20 protein-coding genes are annotated in these 15,732 nt (G+C 35.4%); 6 read left to right on the top strand and 14 right to left on the bottom strand.

Features of this window, described 5'->3' with window-relative positions; translation table 11 throughout:
* Nucleotide 1: 1 nt before the first annotated feature.
* The 14 genes from mrdA to ACM66U_RS06145 form a co-directional block, all read right to left on the bottom strand.
* Entirely contained in the window at nucleotides 2–1,789 is a 1,788-nt protein-coding gene (gene mrdA / locus ACM66U_RS06210; RefSeq protein ID WP_418640342.1) for a penicillin-binding protein 2, read from the bottom strand.
* Nucleotides 1,786–2,238 carry a hypothetical protein gene (locus tag ACM66U_RS06205; protein ID WP_151900299.1) on the bottom strand — a complete coding sequence of 151 codons (453 nt, stop codon included), beginning with the start codon at nucleotides 2,236–2,238 and terminating at the stop codon, nucleotides 1,786–1,788. The genes mrdA and ACM66U_RS06205 overlap by 4 nt, the downstream gene beginning before the upstream one ends.
* Nucleotides 2,205–2,666, bottom strand: coding sequence for an N-acetyltransferase (locus ACM66U_RS06200; protein ID WP_418640341.1), 462 nt, complete (start codon nucleotides 2,664–2,666; stop codon nucleotides 2,205–2,207). The genes ACM66U_RS06205 and ACM66U_RS06200 overlap by 34 nt, the downstream gene beginning before the upstream one ends.
* Nucleotides 2,656–3,273 (bottom strand): ribosome biogenesis GTP-binding protein YihA/YsxC, encoded by a 618-nt coding sequence (gene yihA / locus ACM66U_RS06195; protein ID WP_418640340.1) that lies wholly within the window; start codon nucleotides 3,271–3,273, stop codon nucleotides 2,656–2,658. The genes ACM66U_RS06200 and yihA overlap by 11 nt, the downstream gene beginning before the upstream one ends.
* On the bottom strand, nucleotides 3,270–3,743 hold the full coding sequence (gene lptA, locus ACM66U_RS06190; protein WP_418640339.1) for a lipopolysaccharide transport periplasmic protein LptA: 474 nt from the start codon (nucleotides 3,741–3,743) through the stop codon (nucleotides 3,270–3,272). The genes yihA and lptA overlap by 4 nt, the downstream gene beginning before the upstream one ends.
* Complete coding sequence (locus tag ACM66U_RS06185) at nucleotides 3,744–4,205, bottom strand: LPS export ABC transporter periplasmic protein LptC (RefSeq protein WP_418640338.1); 462 nt, start codon at nucleotides 4,203–4,205, stop codon at nucleotides 3,744–3,746.
* A gap of 67 nt (nucleotides 4,206–4,272) precedes the next feature.
* Nucleotides 4,273–4,767, bottom strand: coding sequence for a KdsC family phosphatase (locus ACM66U_RS06180; RefSeq protein ID WP_418640337.1), 495 nt, complete (start codon nucleotides 4,765–4,767; stop codon nucleotides 4,273–4,275).
* The gene (gene hisB / locus ACM66U_RS06175; protein WP_346388770.1) at nucleotides 4,764–5,336 is read right to left on the bottom strand and encodes an imidazoleglycerol-phosphate dehydratase HisB; all 573 of its coding nucleotides are present in this window, start codon (nucleotides 5,334–5,336) and stop codon (nucleotides 4,764–4,766) included. The genes ACM66U_RS06180 and hisB overlap by 4 nt, the downstream gene beginning before the upstream one ends.
* A 2-nt stretch (nucleotides 5,337–5,338) precedes the next feature.
* Nucleotides 5,339–6,121 carry a septal ring lytic transglycosylase RlpA family protein gene (locus ACM66U_RS06170; RefSeq protein ID WP_418640336.1) on the bottom strand — a complete coding sequence of 261 codons (783 nt, stop codon included), beginning with the start codon at nucleotides 6,119–6,121 and terminating at the stop codon, nucleotides 5,339–5,341.
* Complete coding sequence (locus ACM66U_RS06165) at nucleotides 6,114–7,337, bottom strand: LysM peptidoglycan-binding domain-containing protein (RefSeq protein ID WP_418640335.1); 1,224 nt, start codon at nucleotides 7,335–7,337, stop codon at nucleotides 6,114–6,116. The genes ACM66U_RS06170 and ACM66U_RS06165 overlap by 8 nt, the downstream gene beginning before the upstream one ends.
* Before the next feature lie 73 nt (nucleotides 7,338–7,410).
* Nucleotides 7,411–8,187 (bottom strand): TatD family hydrolase, encoded by a 777-nt coding sequence (locus tag ACM66U_RS06160; protein WP_418640334.1) that lies wholly within the window; start codon nucleotides 8,185–8,187, stop codon nucleotides 7,411–7,413.
* Complete coding sequence (locus ACM66U_RS06155) at nucleotides 8,177–8,347, bottom strand: hypothetical protein (protein WP_188110063.1); 171 nt, start codon at nucleotides 8,345–8,347, stop codon at nucleotides 8,177–8,179. Before ACM66U_RS06155 ends, ACM66U_RS06160 begins: the two co-directional genes overlap by 11 nt.
* Nucleotides 8,335–9,879 (bottom strand): AAA family ATPase, encoded by a 1,545-nt coding sequence (locus tag ACM66U_RS06150; protein WP_418640333.1) that lies wholly within the window; start codon nucleotides 9,877–9,879, stop codon nucleotides 8,335–8,337. The genes ACM66U_RS06155 and ACM66U_RS06150 overlap by 13 nt, the downstream gene beginning before the upstream one ends.
* Before the next feature lie 12 nt (nucleotides 9,880–9,891).
* Nucleotides 9,892–10,905, bottom strand: a complete 1,014-nt coding sequence (locus tag ACM66U_RS06145; protein WP_418640332.1) for an integron integrase — start codon at nucleotides 10,903–10,905, stop codon at nucleotides 9,892–9,894.
* A 278-nt stretch (nucleotides 10,906–11,183) separates the two neighbouring features.
* Here ACM66U_RS06145 and ACM66U_RS06140 point away from each other — a divergent pair, with 278 nt between their 5' ends.
* The 6 genes from ACM66U_RS06140 to ACM66U_RS06115 all read left to right on the top strand — a co-directional run bounded on the left by ACM66U_RS06140 (nucleotide 11,184) and on the right by ACM66U_RS06115 (nucleotide 15,646).
* Nucleotides 11,184–12,080, top strand: coding sequence for a DUF4365 domain-containing protein (locus ACM66U_RS06140; protein ID WP_418640331.1), 897 nt, complete (start codon nucleotides 11,184–11,186; stop codon nucleotides 12,078–12,080).
* A gap of 60 nt (nucleotides 12,081–12,140) precedes the next feature.
* Nucleotides 12,141–13,055 (top strand): hypothetical protein, encoded by a 915-nt coding sequence (locus tag ACM66U_RS06135; protein WP_418640330.1) that lies wholly within the window; start codon nucleotides 12,141–12,143, stop codon nucleotides 13,053–13,055.
* Between the two features lie 397 nt (nucleotides 13,056–13,452).
* Nucleotides 13,453–13,641 carry a hypothetical protein gene (locus tag ACM66U_RS06130; RefSeq protein WP_151900322.1) on the top strand — a complete coding sequence of 63 codons (189 nt, stop codon included), beginning with the start codon at nucleotides 13,453–13,455 and terminating at the stop codon, nucleotides 13,639–13,641.
* Nucleotides 13,626–13,814 (top strand): type II toxin-antitoxin system RelE/ParE family toxin, encoded by a 189-nt coding sequence (locus ACM66U_RS06125; RefSeq protein ID WP_418640329.1) that lies wholly within the window; start codon nucleotides 13,626–13,628, stop codon nucleotides 13,812–13,814. Before ACM66U_RS06130 ends, ACM66U_RS06125 begins: the two co-directional genes overlap by 16 nt.
* Nucleotides 13,815–14,193: 379 nt before the next feature.
* Nucleotides 14,194–14,757, top strand: a complete 564-nt coding sequence (istB, locus tag ACM66U_RS06120) for an IS21-like element helper ATPase IstB (protein WP_418641405.1) — start codon at nucleotides 14,194–14,196, stop codon at nucleotides 14,755–14,757.
* Nucleotides 14,758–14,962: 205 nt separating this feature from the next.
* On the top strand, nucleotides 14,963–15,646 hold the full coding sequence (locus ACM66U_RS06115) for a Fic family protein (protein ID WP_346388761.1): 684 nt from the start codon (nucleotides 14,963–14,965) through the stop codon (nucleotides 15,644–15,646).
* Nucleotides 15,647–15,732: the final 86 nt, after the last annotated feature.

Raw genomic sequence — 15,732 nt, 5'->3', positions numbered from 1 at the left:
ATTATTTTTTCTTGATATACCCAAGTTCTAAAAGCCTGTTGTATATGTCAGAAACTATAGAACCCGCTGCATGCCCGCCGTGTCCGCCGTGTTCTACCATAACAGTTACAACATACTGAGGATGTTTATACGGTCCATAAGTTGTAAACCAGGCATGTGATCTCTTGTAGTAAGAGAGTTCATGTTCCTTCTTTCTTTTTAAAATATCCTGTTTTATACCTATGACCTGTGCCGTCCCTGTTTTGCCTGCTATTTTTACTTTTACATGCAAATAATTCGTGGCCGTTCCGTGAGGAGAATTACATACCTGATACATCGCCTTTTGGATAACAGGAAGTTTTTTCAATTCCACTTTGTTCAACACATTTTTGTAGCTGCTTTTATACTTTTTATCTCCAATCAAAGAAACAAAATGTGGAGTAGGCAGCTTTCCGGTTGCCATAAGCGCTGTTTCTCTGGCAATCTGTATAGGCGTTACAAGAAAATCACCCTGCCCGATTGCCATATTTGCCGTTTCGCCTATATTCCATATTTTATGGTATTTTCGTAGCTTCCATTCACGGGAGGGAACAACACCTATAAATTCATTGGGCAAATCTATACCTGTTTTTTTACCAAAACCATAGCGTTTTAAGCCGGCACTCATTTTTTTATTGCCCAGTACCAGGCTTCCTTTATAGAAAAAATCATCACAACTCTCCCGTATTGCTTTTGTGATGTTGGTGTGTCTGTGCCCTTTTTTCTTCCAGCATCTAAACGTTCTTCCGCCTAACTTCAGGTTTGAGCGGCAGTCAACACTCCAGTATTCATTCAAGTCCGTAGTGATATATAAAAGCCCCAAAAGAGGTTTAATGGTCGAACCTGGCGGATACAAACCGTGTGTCATTTTATTTGTAAAAGGGTGATCAAGACTTGATGAGAGTTCATCATACATTTTATAGGACATTCCGGAAACAAAAATATTTAAGTCATAATTTGGATAACTGCCCGCAGCTAAAATGGAACCGTCAACATTCATAACAATTACAGCACCTACCTTGCCTTCAAAAAGCTTTGAGATGTACTTTTGCAACTCCATATCAAGCGTAAGTTTCAGTTTTCTCTCCTCATCAGGACTTTTATAACTTAACTCCTCCACTTCCCGATTGTTGGCATTGACTTTTATCTCTTTTACTCCAGGTGTACCCTGCAGGTAAGAATTATAGTATTTTTCAAGACCTGTTTTTCCGGTATAGCCTATGAGATCAAGCAGAGGGTCTTTGTCAATATCTTTTTGGTTTGCACGAGAAACATAGCCTATCATATGTGCAGCAATATTTTTATACGGATAGTATCTTTTGGGTGCTGGAAGAATTTTAATGTTTTTTCGCAGGTTCAGCATAGAATATACCGGCATCATTTTTTCATATGGTATGAAATGGACAACATCTATGAAGTTGTGGTTATAGTATGAGTCTTTTTTTCTGTAGTTTTTAATAATTTTTTCTTTGTCTAAATCAGGCAGTGCTTTCTTTAAAAAAGAAACGGTGTCATTAAATTCGTTTTTATGTTTTTTCAAGAGCAAATGAGGTGCAATTTGGATTTTAAATCCAAGTTTGTTAATAGCTACAGGTCGATTGTATCTGTCTACTATCTCACCTCTGACAGGTGCTATCTGCTCATGTTTGATGGTGTTTTGCAATGAAAGCCTGCTGTAGTAACTGTTTGATTCAACGGCCAGATAGAAAACGCGCACTATAAGTGCCAGCCAGATTGATACAAACACAAAAATAATAAATTTTATTTTCATAAGAGACCTATTAAAAAGAATTCAATTACTATATAGTAAATTATATAGTAATTTATATTTGGCTGCGGCAATAAAAAAATATTTGACAACAGTGTCAGAAAAAGAAAATAACCAAGATAGACAAGGATGGCTGTCAGTGCTCGAATACAAACTGAACAGTTGGAATTTTTGGTGATTTGAGGCATAATAAATTTATACAATACATAAAAATAGACAACTGCACTCAAAAGCATATATCCGTAGTTGGCTTCAAAAACAACAAGACACAGCACAACAACAAAAACAGAGAGTGTGTCGTCATTGTCAAGTGCACGGGCAAAAAGTACATACAGAAGTGTCAGCATTGGCGGCAAAAACGGATAAATAGTGCCCAGACTGTCATACAGTACAAAAAGCACTATATAAAAGAGTGAGATTACAGGTTTTTGATGAGAGATACTTCGTTGCATATCGGAAAGTGTTTACATTTAATACAATCGGCCCAAATTTTATGTTCGGGAAGGGACTCTTTTGGAATTTCCACAAATCCCAGTCTTTCAAAAAAAGATTGCTTGTAGGTGAGACTCAGTACTTTTTGAAGACCGAGTGCTCTGCCCTCATCAACAGCGCATTCAACCAGGTTTTCTCCTATTTTCTGTCCCCGAAACCCCTCTTTTACAACCAAAGAGCGTATTTCGCCAAGATATCTTGTGTGGATGTGGAGTGCCGCAAAACCGACAAGTTCATCAGCTATAAAAGCCAAAGTATACGAACGGATATTTGTTGCGATTTCATCCTCGCTTCTTTCTAAAATGATACCGCTCTGCACTTCAGGCTGTACCAGATCTCTCATTTTTTCAATATCTGAGAGTTTCGCCTTGATGTAGTCAACCTTCATCTGTCTTCTCTTGCAGTATTCCATAAATGACTTGAACAATTTTATTGATTCCTCTTTTTTTCGCACTTGAAACCATTAAAGCATTTGGAAACTCTTTTCGAAGTGCACTTTGCTCTTTTTGATTTAATTTGTCAATTTTTGTAAATATTTGCAGTATATATTGGTTTTCTCTTGCCGTGCTAAAAAGAAAATCACTCACTGCCGTATCTATTTCCAAATGGGGATGTCTGCAATCTATAAGGTGTATAAAAATCTTTATCTCTTCCCTGTTGGCTATATAGTCTGTCAGATTTTTTTCCCAATCATGCTTGAGAGATTTTGCTACTTTTGCGTAGCCAAAACCAGGCAGGTCTACAAACTTTGCCACAAGTTTTTCAGAAGATTCTCTGTTTAAAAAAGTAACATCAAAATAATTTATAAGCTTTGTTTTTCCGGGAGTTGAAGAGACTTTAGCCAACCCTTTGTGATTTGTCAAAGCGTTGAGCAGTGAACTTTTTCCAACATTTGAGCGTGCCATAAAAACTACTTCGTTCTGTTCTTCGGATTCCGGAGCTGCATTGACATTCGGAGCCGATGTTATAAACTTTGCCTCAACAATGTCTATCATTTTTTTTCCTTTTCGTCTTTTATATCAAATATCATAATGACAGGCTCTTTTGCAACACCTTTGGCATAGGCTTTCCCGCTTATCGCCTGCAAAATAACTTCATCACCGAAAATCTCTTTTTTCTCGTTGAGTTGTTGCAGATGTACATTTCCAAAAAAGTGATACTCTTTTTTTAAAGGCAGGTAAACGACTTTTTGTGCAACACCTCTGTAGTTTGCTCCCTCTACTGTTTTTATTACAAAAGAAGCATTTCCGACAGCTACAAATTTTGTGGGCTTGTTATTTTTGTCTGTATATACTGTAACCTGGGAGGCGTTAAGTTCATCATTGACTTTTTTAATTCTGACATGTCCGGTAAAAACTGAAATACCTTTTTTCTGGTCGCCTCTGAACTCATCTGCTTTGATTTTAAGCTCTTGTGAAAAGAGTAGAGTCTGTAAAAAAAGTGTTAGTACAAGTAGATATTTCATCTATTTTTCCTCTTTTAATTGATATGTAGCAATAACATTTTTAGAATAAATCTTTTTTGTAATGTTATTGTATTTTATATAGTCGCCGATGACTACATTGTCATTCAGGTAGGCAGTGTATTTTGTATTGCTGACTACATCTGCTGTTTTTTTATTGTAAAGTGCTTCTTGGCTTTTAAATGTCAGTCCGTCTTCTCGCACATAGACAACATGACCGCTCAGCTTGACGATTTCATTTTTATATACACCCAGGTCAGAGACCATATTTGCAATATATTTTTTCGAATTGTCGGTATAGTCCATATCTTTTATCTCATATCTCTCAGCGTATCTTGTTCCGGTGTTTCCAAGTAAAATTGTCGCCAATCCGTGAGTATCAAGTTCATACATCGTAAAATCACTCAATTCAAAGAGTGGCACATCTGTAAAATGGTGTATTTTTACATCCATAGGTTTGAACATGAAAAATATCATCAGCAAAAGCATAATGACAAAGGTTAAAAATATATTGATATTGATTTTTTACTCCTTACACCCAGACAGATAAAAATGCTTCTTTTTGGTCATTTTCTTTCACTAAAATATCTATCATCTCTCTTACCGCACCATTGCCGCCGCTTTTTGAGAGTGTTGTATTGACAAGTTCTTTAATTGCATCATGCCCGTCACTCGGAGTAAAACTTCTCCCGGCAAGACGCAGCATATTATAGTCATTCAGGTCATCGCCGATTACGCCAACCTCATAAAACTCCAGACCGAGTTCAACAATGATTTTTCTTAGAATACTCTCTTTGTCCCGTATACCCTGGTACAAATGCTGCACTCCCAGTTCTTTGGCTCTTTTTTCAACGATAGAGGAGTTTCTTCCTGTTATAATGGCAACCTGATTTCCCGTTTTTATCCAGGTTGTTATGCCAAGTCCGTCTTTTACATTAAAATTTTTGCTTTCAAATCCCTCTGCCGAGTATATAAGTTTACCATCAGTTAAACAACCGTCAACATCCAATACTATCAGTTTAATCATAAAACATCTTTTGTACTTGGTATGCCGACTCTCTCATTCTTTGCCGTTGCCCGTCTGAGTGCAACAGCGACCGCCTTAAATGCCGCTTCTATAATGTGGTGTTTGTTTTTCCCGCGGCACTCTATAATGTGCATGCTTATTCTTGCATTTAAGGCAAAGGCACGAAAAAACTCTTCAACAAGCTCTGTATCAAACTGCCCTACTTTTCCACTGACACTGAGTTCATAGACCAAAAAAGGACGATTGCTCAGATCCAAATCGCAGGAGACACATGCCTCATCCATCACAATGTTTGCACTCCCAAAACGCTCCATATTTTTTACAGGGTAAAGAGTCTGAGCAAGCACAGAGCCTAAAACAATGCCCACATCCTCAACACTGTGATGGTCATCTATATGCGTATCCCCTTTACATGTAACGTCCAAATCAATGAGAGAGTGTTTGGAAAAACTCTCAAGCATATGGTCTAAAAAGCCGACACCTGTATTAATATTACTTTTGCCTGTACCGTTGATATCGAGTGATACTGTTATATCTGTCTCTTTGGTTGTTCTTGTTTTTGTAATCATTTTTAATCCTCTCTCACTATAAATGCACCTTTGAATATGCCGTTTGCCTTGTAGTCTCTTGCTTCTTGTTCACTTTTAAAGCCTTTGAGCCAGACTTTGAACATTCTGCCGTTTGGTGTCTGCATATCTTTGATGACTGTTGTATATCCGTCTGTATTATTATACTTTTCCTGTGTCCTTATTGCGCCGTTTATATTTGAAAAAGAGGCAATCTGCAATGCAAAACTGCTTAATTCCACACTCTTAGGTGATTTTTTCAACTGTTTTTTATTTGGTATCTTGTTTTTGCCTTTTCCTGCAAAACCAAGCACTTCAAGTGTTACAGGAGCAGTTCCCGTGCCTATCATGTCGATTTTTGAGGCTGCCGCTTTTGAGAGGTCTATGATTCTTGTCGAGACAAAAGGCCCCCTGTCATTGATGCGAACCACCGTACTTTTTCCGTTTCTTCTGTTGGTCACTCTTACAATGGTATTCATCGGCAGTGTTTTATGTGCAGCTGTCATATCCCACATATTGTATCTTTCACCGTTAGATGTAAACTTTCCGTGAAAATTCGGTCCGTACCAGCTTGCATTGCCTCGGAATCTGTCTCCGACACTTACGACAGTCGGATAGTACCGTTTTCCGTGTACCACATAAGGACGCATCGTCGGATGTGAATATTTTTTCTGACTGTATGCAGGGCTTGAGTATTTATGATGTATGTAGCTGCTTGGTCCTCTTGTGCTGCATCCGCTTGTAAACAGAGTAATACCAAGCACCGATAAAAAAAGTATTTTATTCATACAGCTTCAACCTTTCGCCGACCCGAATCAAAGATCCTTTGATGTTGTTTTGTGCCCGTATGTTTTTAATGCTGATTTTATGGGCTCTTGCGATGGAGCCTAAAGAATCACCTTTTTTTACCATATAATAATGCGTACTTTTAAATTTTTTGTGTTTAGTGTTTTTGGCTATGGGAATGACAAGCTTTTGTTTGATTCGTAAACGGTTTGTGCGCAGTTTGTTGAAATCTTTAATCACCTTGTACGAAACACCGTATTTTTTGCCAATACGGGAAAGATTTTCTCCCCGTCTGACTACATGTATCTTGTAGATATTCTGTATGGGTTCCTGAAAATACTTTTGCTTGTATTCTGCGAGTTTGATATATGGTATATATACATCGTATCCATCTGCATATGGCGGAACAAAATCATATTTTAAATGTCTATTGAGCTTTTTCAAATCTTTTAAGGGAATATGAATAAGTTTTGAGAGTCGTGCCAAGGACTCTCCGCGGGGCAGTTTCACGGTTGCAATCGAGTAGGCATTTGCACGATTTAAAAGGTACTCATACTCACTGTGCAGCATATACTGCTCGTCACTGCCTATCAGGGCAAGGGCAACAATTTTGCGGATATAGTAGCGGCTCTCTCTCGGGATATAGTGTTTTTTAGGATTGAGTAAAACAGAAAGTTTGTCTGTTTTTGCCTTTCTGATTGCCTTGCTTAACGCACCGCCGCCACAGTTATAGGCAATGGCAGCCAAATACCATTTTCCAAACCGCTTATGCAGTGCTGAAAGGTATTTTGCCGCCGCTTCGGTTGATTTGATCAAATCGCGTCTCTCATCTACATACTCGTCAATTTTCAGATGAAAAAGTTTGCCTGTTGCGGGCATAAACTGCCACAGCCCGGCTGCTCGTTTATTAGAATAGGCCTTTGTGTGAAAATTTGATTCAGCCATGGCAAGATAGAGAAACTCCTGAGGAACATTGTATTTTGAGAGTGTACTCTTAATGGCAGGAATAAACAGATAGGCATCTTCCATCGCCTTGAAAAAATGTTTGTCTCTTGACAATGTTTTTGCTTTCATTCTGTTCATTACAGGATCATACAAAAATGACGGTTCTATATCAAATGAGTCCAACAATGCCAGTTCTTTGTTGTAGTTTGATTCATACGTCAAATTCGCCAAAAGAAGAAACGGGAAACACAGGGTTAATATATATTTAATCATAGACAACTTTTTAATTTTAATTTATGCTATTTTAGCCAAAATTCTATTAAAAAAAGTTGTAACCACAATGATATTAAGAAATATGAAAGAGTTTCAGGGCATTTTCTGTGGTCAAATTTTCTATTTCCTCTCTTGGAATCTCTAAGATTTCTGACATTTTCTGTGCCACAAGAGTCGTATAAAGCGGTTCGTTTCTCTCTCCTCTGTGCGGTGTAGGCGTCAGATACGGACCGTCTGTTTCTATAAGGAGTTTCTCTTTTGGTATACGTGGTAAAATATTGACGAGCTTTTTGGCATTTTTAAAAGTCAAAACACCGCCTATGCCAAAGTAGAAGTTTTCATTTGCCAAACTTAAAAGCTCATCGTCGGCATTGAAACAGTGCAGCACACCACCCACTTCACCTGCATTATGCTCCAGCAGCAGCATTTTTGCATCATGCGAAGCGTTGCGGATATGGACTATCAAAGGCTTTTTGTGTTTTTTGGCAAACTCTATCTGCGCTGCAAAAACCTTTGCCTGCGCCTCTTTTTCCTGTGCTTTTTCTGCATCACTGCCTTCAAGACGAAAGTAATCCAGCCCGCATTCACCGATTGCCACACATTTTTTATGTTCCACGTACTTTTCAAAGCAGGACATATCAAAACCCTCGATATCATACGGATGCACACCTATGGCAAAATAGACATCTTCATAGCGTTCCGCAATGCTGATAGCTTTTTCCAAAGTACTTACATCCGCTCCGGGAATGATAAAACGCTTCACCCCACCCTCTCTGGCACGTTCCAACACCGCATCCAAATCTTCATCATACCGGTCATCATCCAAATGTATATGTGTGTCAATTATCATTTTTCTTTTCTCTTCTCTTCTTTACATGTAATATGTTTCGTATCATTAAAAATATAAAAAACACAGAAACCAAAACAGAACCGCCTGCGAGGAGTGTATTGCCTGCATTGTAAAAACTGTATGCCAAAAACAGTCCTACAATTGAGATTACGAAACACATTTATTGGCTTCCAGCAGCTCTTTTGCAAACTTTTTGGCTTCACTCGAAACAGTCTCTCCACTGATGATTCTGGCTATTTCATCGACTCGTTCGTTCATGTTCAGCTCTTTTGTTTTTGATATTTTACCATCTTTATAGACCAAAAAGTGCTGATTTCCCATAGAAGTAAGCTGCGGCTGATGGGAAATCACAAATATCTGAAAATGTTCAGAGAGCTGTTTGAGAACTTTTGCCACGCTCATAGACTCCTCACCGCTTAGATTCGCATCTATTTCATCCAGCATCAACACCCCGCCGTTGTTGCTCATAAACTCTGACTTTAAAGCCAAAACTGCCAGACGGAGCCTGTTAAACTCACCCGTACTTATTTTGGAAAGTTCCGTGTCATTGAGTTCAATCTCCAGCTTGTCCTGTCCGTAAAGGCTGTATGGTGTTGTGCGCATGTGGATCTTTGCATCTCTTAAATACAAATTATGCAAGTAGCGATTTAAGTCTTTGACAAAACCCGGCAAAGCTTTTTCACGGCAGGAACTCAATGCATCGGCAAGCTCTTTAACTTCTGCAGAGAGCTTTTCATACCTTGTATGCAAATCGTTTTTTGCACTTTCAATATTTTCATATTTTACAAGTTCAAGCTCTTTTTGCTTTTTATACTCCAGTGCTTCTTCTATGCTTCCGTACCTGCGTTTGAGTCCGCTTAAGGCCTCTATACGGTTAAGCACCTCCTCCACGTCAACATCATCCAATGCGCTAAAACGCTCCTGCGAACTCTCCAAGATACTTCGCAACTCATTCATGGCATCATCAAAAAAACTGCTCGATTCATCCAAAGCATCCAGGGCAGATGAAACCAAATGCTCGTAATTGAAAATCTCATTTGCCGACTCTATACTGCCTAAAACTTTCTCTTTTTTTGAAAGCGCTTTTTTAATTTGCAACAGTTCTTCATCTTCGCCTATAACAGGGTTTATGTCTTCTATTTTTTTTATCTCATACGCTGCAAACTCTTTTAACTCAACAATTTTTCTCTCTTCTTCTTCTATTACATGTAATGCTTTTTTTACTTCTTGATATTCTAAAAAGCTTTTTTTATAGGACTCTTTTATCTTCGCAATTTTTTGGGATTTGCTCTCTGCCCTTTTATCTAAAATGTCAAGCAGGTTTTCATTTTCAAAATCGCTGAAGTCTTTTAAACTCAAATGACGGAGATACTGAGATGCAACCCGACTGATAGCTTTGCGAGAAAGGCTTTGGTTGTTAATAAAGTAACGTGATTTTTCTTTTTTGATGTGTTTAAACACGTTGATATCATCATTTTCAATGCCGCACTCCTCTTCGTCAATCGTCCAGGTAACACTTGCTTCACAAACAGAAGCATCACAAGACGCACCTCCGAGCGATGAAAGTATAGACTCCATAAGTATAGACTTCCCGCTCCCGCTGGGACCGGTAAACACAACCAGACCCGATTGCAAATTAAGCTCCGCTTCTTTAAAACTCAAATAATCTTTCAAGTAAAATCTTTCTATCATTCTTTTGCCTTTTTAAAAGTCCAAAGGACTTATGAGTTTTGCTTTGTTCATCTCAGAAACTACATGTCTGGCACTAAATGCCGATACCACCGTCGCTAAAGCGAAAGTGTGGTGTAACCACTTAAGTGTCTCAACTGATTTATGCCCAAGTAATTCTTGAATACTTCTTAAATCTATGCCTGCTTGCAGTAAATGAGTCGCATAACTATGTCGAAATATATGTGAAGTCACACGTTTATTTATGTTTGCTTTTTGTGCTGCTGCTTTTATATTTCTGCCTAATGTTTTTGGATGAATATGGTGCCTTCTAATCGTATCACTCCGAGGGTCTTTTGAGACTTTAGTCATAGGGAAAATATATTGCCACTTTGTTTCAAACTTTGCTTTTGGAGATTTTCTTTCATAAGCATGAGGCATATATACAGAGCCGTATCCATCCTTTATATCTTTAGCATGTATGCCTTTAACATAGTCAATTTGTGCAAAAAGTCTTTGCTTTATTACTTGAGGAAGAGGAACTGTTCTATCTTTTAAACTTTTAGAATCCCATATATAAAGTTTATCAAATCCAAAATCTATATCCTTAATCCTTATATTTAACACTTCGCTCATTCGTAAGCCACAGCCATACATAAGATATACTATAAGTTGATATATCCCTGTCAGATTTTCTAAAATTTTCTGTACTTCATCTTTGGTTAAAACAACTGGTATATGTTTTCTTTCTTGTGCTCGTAAAGCCTGAATATTTTCATTTGACAAGTCTATATCTAAAACTTGAGTATATAAAAATAAAAGTGCAGAAAAAGCTTGATTCTGTGTAGCAGGACTTACTTTTCTCTTAACTGCCAAGTAAGTTAAAAATTCTTCTATCTCACTCTTGCCCATTTCAACGGGATGCTTTTTTTTATGAAAAAATATATACTGTTTTATCCAGCCAGTATAAGACTGCTCTGTTTTAATACTGTAATGCTTAAATCTAATTTTTTCACGAACCAAATCAAGTAGTTTTTTCTTCATTTGCATAATAACTCCTTATAGAACTAGACAGACATTATGTCCTTTCTCTACAGTTTATCTTTATTAGAAAGACATTTTGTCCAACTATTAGACTATTTTTCAGTAAAAGGTACATTTAGAATTTTTACAATAGTAGCTCTTTTTTTGTTTTAAACTAATTTTTATTGCAAACTGTCATATTTTTAAAAATAGAAAGACAATTATCACGTCTCACTATTTTTGTTTTTTAAGGTTTATGTGTATATAATGTCTCCTATTAAATAGAACACAGAGGGGAAAATAGAGTGCAATTACCAATCAGAGATACAAAGCATGTAACAGAAACCAGTTCTTATAAAATATTTTCTAGAAATATACCTGACCATTGGATTATTAGAGAAGTTAGTGAACGAGACTATGGTATAGATTGTTATATAGAATTGGTAAACAATCAAAATCAAGTTACAGGTGAGCTAATTTCAATTCAACTAAAAGGTAAACAAAAAATAAAATGGACAAAGAATGACTATTTTACTTTCGCAGGAATAAATATATCAACAACAAATTACTGGATGAAGTTTCCAACTCCAGTCTTTATATGTCTTGTTGATTTAGAAACTGAAGAAGTTTTTTATTCATCAGTTAAAGAATCAGTTAGAAAAAACTTCTATTTATATATTGAACAAAATACATTTTCATATAAGATTTACAAGAAAGATAAACTTGAAATTGCAAGTTTAAAAAGTTTTTTATTTTCCTATTTTTCCGATAAGAATTGGAAAAACCTAGGAATAAATATCAATACCTTCTTATCAAATTATGCCCGTTATACGAATTTCATTGAAGAAAATATTGGTAGGGACTGTTTTATGGGAGTCGATATTGATAGAGTGCTATATCTTAAAGTATTCTATGAAAATATACATTTTTTATGTTTACATTTTCAAATTGAGTGGAAATTAAAGTCAATTAGTGATTATTTTTTAGAAAGCCAGAAAGCTTTTGGAGATGCTTATGATATTCATGAACATTACATCGACGAAATAGTGACAAAATTAGGTGAACTACTTCCAGCCGTTTCACTAAAAATTAGAGAGCATTTAACTAATATTGAATCTGAGTATTGGCATGTTAAAGACATACAGCTCTATAATCTTGCAATAAATATTGGTGATGATGGGAGCGTCCCTTCATTCATCTAAATAAAGGTTCTAAGAAAACAGAACACTAAACGTGTTCCCCACCGTTAGAAAAGAGGAAATATGCACGAAGAAACAAAAAACACTGGTTATAGAAAAGATATTGTATTACTTATAGTAGGTACATTATTAACTGCTATTATTGGATCAATTGGCTACATATCTAAAATTGAATATTTCGATAAAAAAAACAAAACCGAGTTATATATTATTGAAAAACATAAAGAATTATTTGATGAAGGTACAGGTGTTATTAAAAATACGAAAAAAACATACAAAAAATTAATTCATTTACTTAAGAAAAATTATGGGCTAACACCACAAGAGTACGAAAAAATTTATAAAGATTTTTGGGATGCGAAGCTAAAAATCATTGAATACCGAAATAAATTAGAAAAATTCTCTTTCGATGATATTATTTATTCTATAGACAACATCATGAATGTAGTAGATAATGATCTAGCTCTAATTGGACTACATTTTAAACAAAGTGAGATGATTAGAGATGAAATAGGCAGAATTCTATATAATGCAAATCCTAAGAAGATTCCAGAAGCTACAGATAATTTGATGAAAAATATTGAAATAAAAAATAATAAAGAATTAACGGACTTTATAAATTTTGAAAATATGCTTTACTTCAAATTATCATTTTACAGTTTACCTCTCGTAGAAGCTTTGGAGAGAAATTTTGATTATCAATTTAGAAAAAGATTAAATTTAGGAATAACTAATACTCTAACTAAGAAATTAAATGAAATTCCAAAACTTGTTGAAAGATGGAAGCTATATAAATATAATGATAAAAACTATCCATTTGTAATAGCTAGTTTCCGTACTTATGCAGCACCAGACTTAAATATGGAAGGTGACTTACTTAAAAATAAAGATGATTTTGAAAAGGCCAATATATTACTAAAATTTATTATAAGTGCATCAATCACTACTTATAACTTGGATAAAAATATAACAAAATAAAAAAAATTCTAACAAAACAGAGTAGCCAATAAATTACCTAGCGGCAATTTATTGGCTATCTTCAACCGTTATGTGTCTATCGTAAGCACCTTGCTTAGAGTAAGTTTGTTTCAAAGAAAAACGAACTTCAAAGAGAGAGTTTACAAGCTAAACACAGAGAAGAAAAAGAAAAGCCTTTTCAGTAAACGCCATTGCGTTTAAAAGAAGTAAAAACTACATCGAAAGTTCAATATTTCAAATGTAGCTATGCTAAAAAGCTTAGCAGTTTAACAGACTCTCGTAGCTAGTGAAAAGACATCAAGAACACGACGACATAACAAAACGTAGGGTTGAACACCCGCTAGTCGTTATACTCCAAATTCAAATATGCTATAATACAAACAAAAAAGGAAAGTACATGGTAGCTGTAAAACAAGAAGCACAAGAGATGATTCAAAATCTTCCTGATAACTGTACTTATGAAGATATCCAATATCACCTTTATGTTGTAGAAAAAATTAAAAATGGTATTAGTCGTGCTGAAAATGGTGAAGTTTCATCGCATCAAGATGCAAAACAAAGAATGGATAAATGGCTTTCACACTAGAGTGGTCAGAAGAAGCTCTTGAGGATATTGAGTCAATTGCAACTTACATAGAAAAAGATTCCCCAACCTATGCTAAATCTGTAGTTTCAAAGTTTTTTGAAAAAGCAGAGATATTACAAGGATTTTCAGAACTAGGGCGAAAAGTTCTTGAATTTAATGACACAAAAATTTGAGAAATTTTTGTTTATAGTTATAGACTTATCTATAAATTGAATGAAGATAGTATTTTGTTTATGGCAGTAGTTCATGGAAAAAGACTTCTTGAAAATCATCAACAAAGTATAACAAAACAGAGTAGCCAATAAATACCTAGCGGAAATTTATCGGCTATCTTCGACCGTTATGTGTCTATCGTAAGCACCTTGCTTAGAGTGAGTTTGTTTCAAAGAAAAACAAACTTCAAAGAGAGAGTTCACAAGCTTAAACGGAGAGAAGAAAGAGTAAAGTCTTCTCAGTAAACGCCAAGAAATTCACTAAACACAGTAAGTGAAAAACCCTTAAAAACTCAACTAACTCCCGTTGAAACTTTAAGGACATCAAAAACACGACGACATAACAAAACATAGTAAAAAAATATGTGATGTGGCTACACTTGAGTTTGTAAAACGAAAAGAGAATATTATTCTACTTGGGCAATCTGGTGTCGGAAAAACACATCTTGCTATTGCACTGGCATATGCAGCAGTACAAAAACGCATCAAAGCAAGGTTTATTACGGCAAGTGATCTGATTATTCAGATGAGTCATGCAAAAAAAGAGAAACGGTATGACTCTTTTATCAAGCAGGCTGTAATGGCTCCATCACTACTTGTAATTGATGAGATAGGTTATTTCCCTATGAGTAAAGAAGATGCACATCATTTCTTTCAGGTTATCTCAAAACGCTACGAAAGAGGCTCTACCATTGTTGCTTCTAATCTTGTTTTTAGTCAGTGGAGTGGAATATTTGCTAATGATAAAGTTGTCACAACTGCCATACTTGACAGGCTATTACATCATTCTCATGTGATCAATATACTTGGCGATTCCTATAGACTTAAAGAAAAAAAGGAGGAGGGATTAGTAGATTCAGATTTATATAAGTTTCAGTCTAAAAAATCAATGAAACATTCATAGTAGATAGAGTTGCTTTAAGGTTACAATTCGTAATATTTCTTACGAAAAACTGCTGAATTTAACTCCGCCGTTGACATATGAATTACTAAGTTATGCTACAAATTTTATGGCAAAAAGTAAAATGATAGAAGTATATATCAAATAATGCTAAAATACTCAATTAGATTATTTTTCTATCTTGTCTAATTTATAAGGAAAGTGGTAAATGAAAAAGTTAAATGAATTATCATTAAAACAAAGAGAAGAACTTTTTAGACAACTTCGTATCTCTATCACTCATCACTCAAATGCGATGGAAGGAACAACCCTTTCATTTGGTGAAACAAAAGAGTTACTTGAACATGGGAACACGGCAGGAGATAAACCTCTACATGAACAGCTTGTAATATTAGGTTTTGCTAAAGCCTATGATGTAATAGTTCGTGAAGCTACTAACAAAGAAAATATTATTGACAGTAGTTTTATAAAAGATATACATGCAATTATGTTTGAAGATGCTCTACATGTAGCACCTCAATTTATTTCTAAACCTATTGGAGCATACAGATTAGATGAAAGATATATAAAAGGTGTAGATATAAAACTATCAGCACCTAATAAAATATCAAATGATATTGAAAATTTACTTTATAGATTTAATAGTAATAATATGAGTTTAGAAGATATTGCAGAGTTTCATATTTTATTTGAAAGAGTGCATCCATTTGCCGATGGTAATGGAAGAGTTGGAAGGTTAATTATGGCTTTTCAAGCTATACAAAATAATATAGTTCCTCCACTTATTGAAAATGAACATAGAAGTGAATACTTAAAAGCCATTAATGATAAAGATAAGCTTTTTAAGTTTATTGATGAAAGTATTCAAAACAGTATGGATTTACTAGACTAAAAAGTACAACAAAACCTAGGAGAGAAATATTTGACCCTAGCGGCTCAAATATTTCTCAAGTCAGTCGTTAGCATCCTCAAAAATTT

Source organism: Sulfurimonas sp. ST-27, assembly GCF_048081595.1.
Classification (GTDB): domain Bacteria; phylum Campylobacterota; class Campylobacteria; order Campylobacterales; family Sulfurimonadaceae; genus Sulfurimonas; species Sulfurimonas hydrogeniphila.
This window is presented reverse-complemented; position numbering and strand designations above follow the sequence as displayed.

Bases quoted from the DNA above. Each gene is read 5' to 3' on its own strand.
- ACM66U_RS06185 (WP_418640338.1), bottom strand. From the start codon at position 4,205: ATGTTCAAACCTATGGATGTAAAAATACACCATTTTACAGATGTGCCA.
- mrdA (WP_418640342.1), bottom strand. From the start codon at position 1,789: ATGAAAATAAAATTTATTATTTTTGTGTTTGTATCAATCTGGCTGGCA.
- lptA (WP_418640339.1), bottom strand. From the start codon at position 3,743: ATGAAATATCTACTTGTACTAACACTTTTTTTACAGACTCTACTCTTT.
- ACM66U_RS06200 (WP_418640341.1), bottom strand. From the start codon at position 2,666: ATGAAGGTTGACTACATCAAGGCGAAACTCTCAGATATTGAAAAAATG.
- ACM66U_RS06130 (WP_151900322.1), top strand. From the start codon at position 13,453: ATGGTAGCTGTAAAACAAGAAGCACAAGAGATGATTCAAAATCTTCCT.
- ACM66U_RS06125 (WP_418640329.1), top strand. From the start codon at position 13,626: ATGGCTTTCACACTAGAGTGGTCAGAAGAAGCTCTTGAGGATATTGAG.
- ACM66U_RS06145 (WP_418640332.1), bottom strand. From the start codon at position 10,905: ATGCAAATGAAGAAAAAACTACTTGATTTGGTTCGTGAAAAAATTAGA.
- yihA (WP_418640340.1), bottom strand. From the start codon at position 3,273: ATGATAGACATTGTTGAGGCAAAGTTTATAACATCGGCTCCGAATGTC.
- hisB (WP_346388770.1), bottom strand. From the start codon at position 5,336: ATGATTACAAAAACAAGAACAACCAAAGAGACAGATATAACAGTATCA.
- ACM66U_RS06205 (WP_151900299.1), bottom strand. From the start codon at position 2,238: ATGCAACGAAGTATCTCTCATCAAAAACCTGTAATCTCACTCTTTTAT.
- ACM66U_RS06165 (WP_418640335.1), bottom strand. From the start codon at position 7,337: ATGATTAAATATATATTAACCCTGTGTTTCCCGTTTCTTCTTTTGGCG.
- ACM66U_RS06155 (WP_188110063.1), bottom strand. From the start codon at position 8,347: ATGTGTTTCGTAATCTCAATTGTAGGACTGTTTTTGGCATACAGTTTT.
- ACM66U_RS06170 (WP_418640336.1), bottom strand. From the start codon at position 6,121: ATGAATAAAATACTTTTTTTATCGGTGCTTGGTATTACTCTGTTTACA.
- ACM66U_RS06160 (WP_418640334.1), bottom strand. From the start codon at position 8,187: ATGATAATTGACACACATATACATTTGGATGATGACCGGTATGATGAA.
- ACM66U_RS06150 (WP_418640333.1), bottom strand. From the start codon at position 9,879: ATGATAGAAAGATTTTACTTGAAAGATTATTTGAGTTTTAAAGAAGCG.
- ACM66U_RS06115 (WP_346388761.1), top strand. From the start codon at position 14,963: ATGAAAAAGTTAAATGAATTATCATTAAAACAAAGAGAAGAACTTTTT.
- ACM66U_RS06135 (WP_418640330.1), top strand. From the start codon at position 12,141: ATGCACGAAGAAACAAAAAACACTGGTTATAGAAAAGATATTGTATTA.
- ACM66U_RS06180 (WP_418640337.1), bottom strand. From the start codon at position 4,767: ATGATTAAACTGATAGTATTGGATGTTGACGGTTGTTTAACTGATGGT.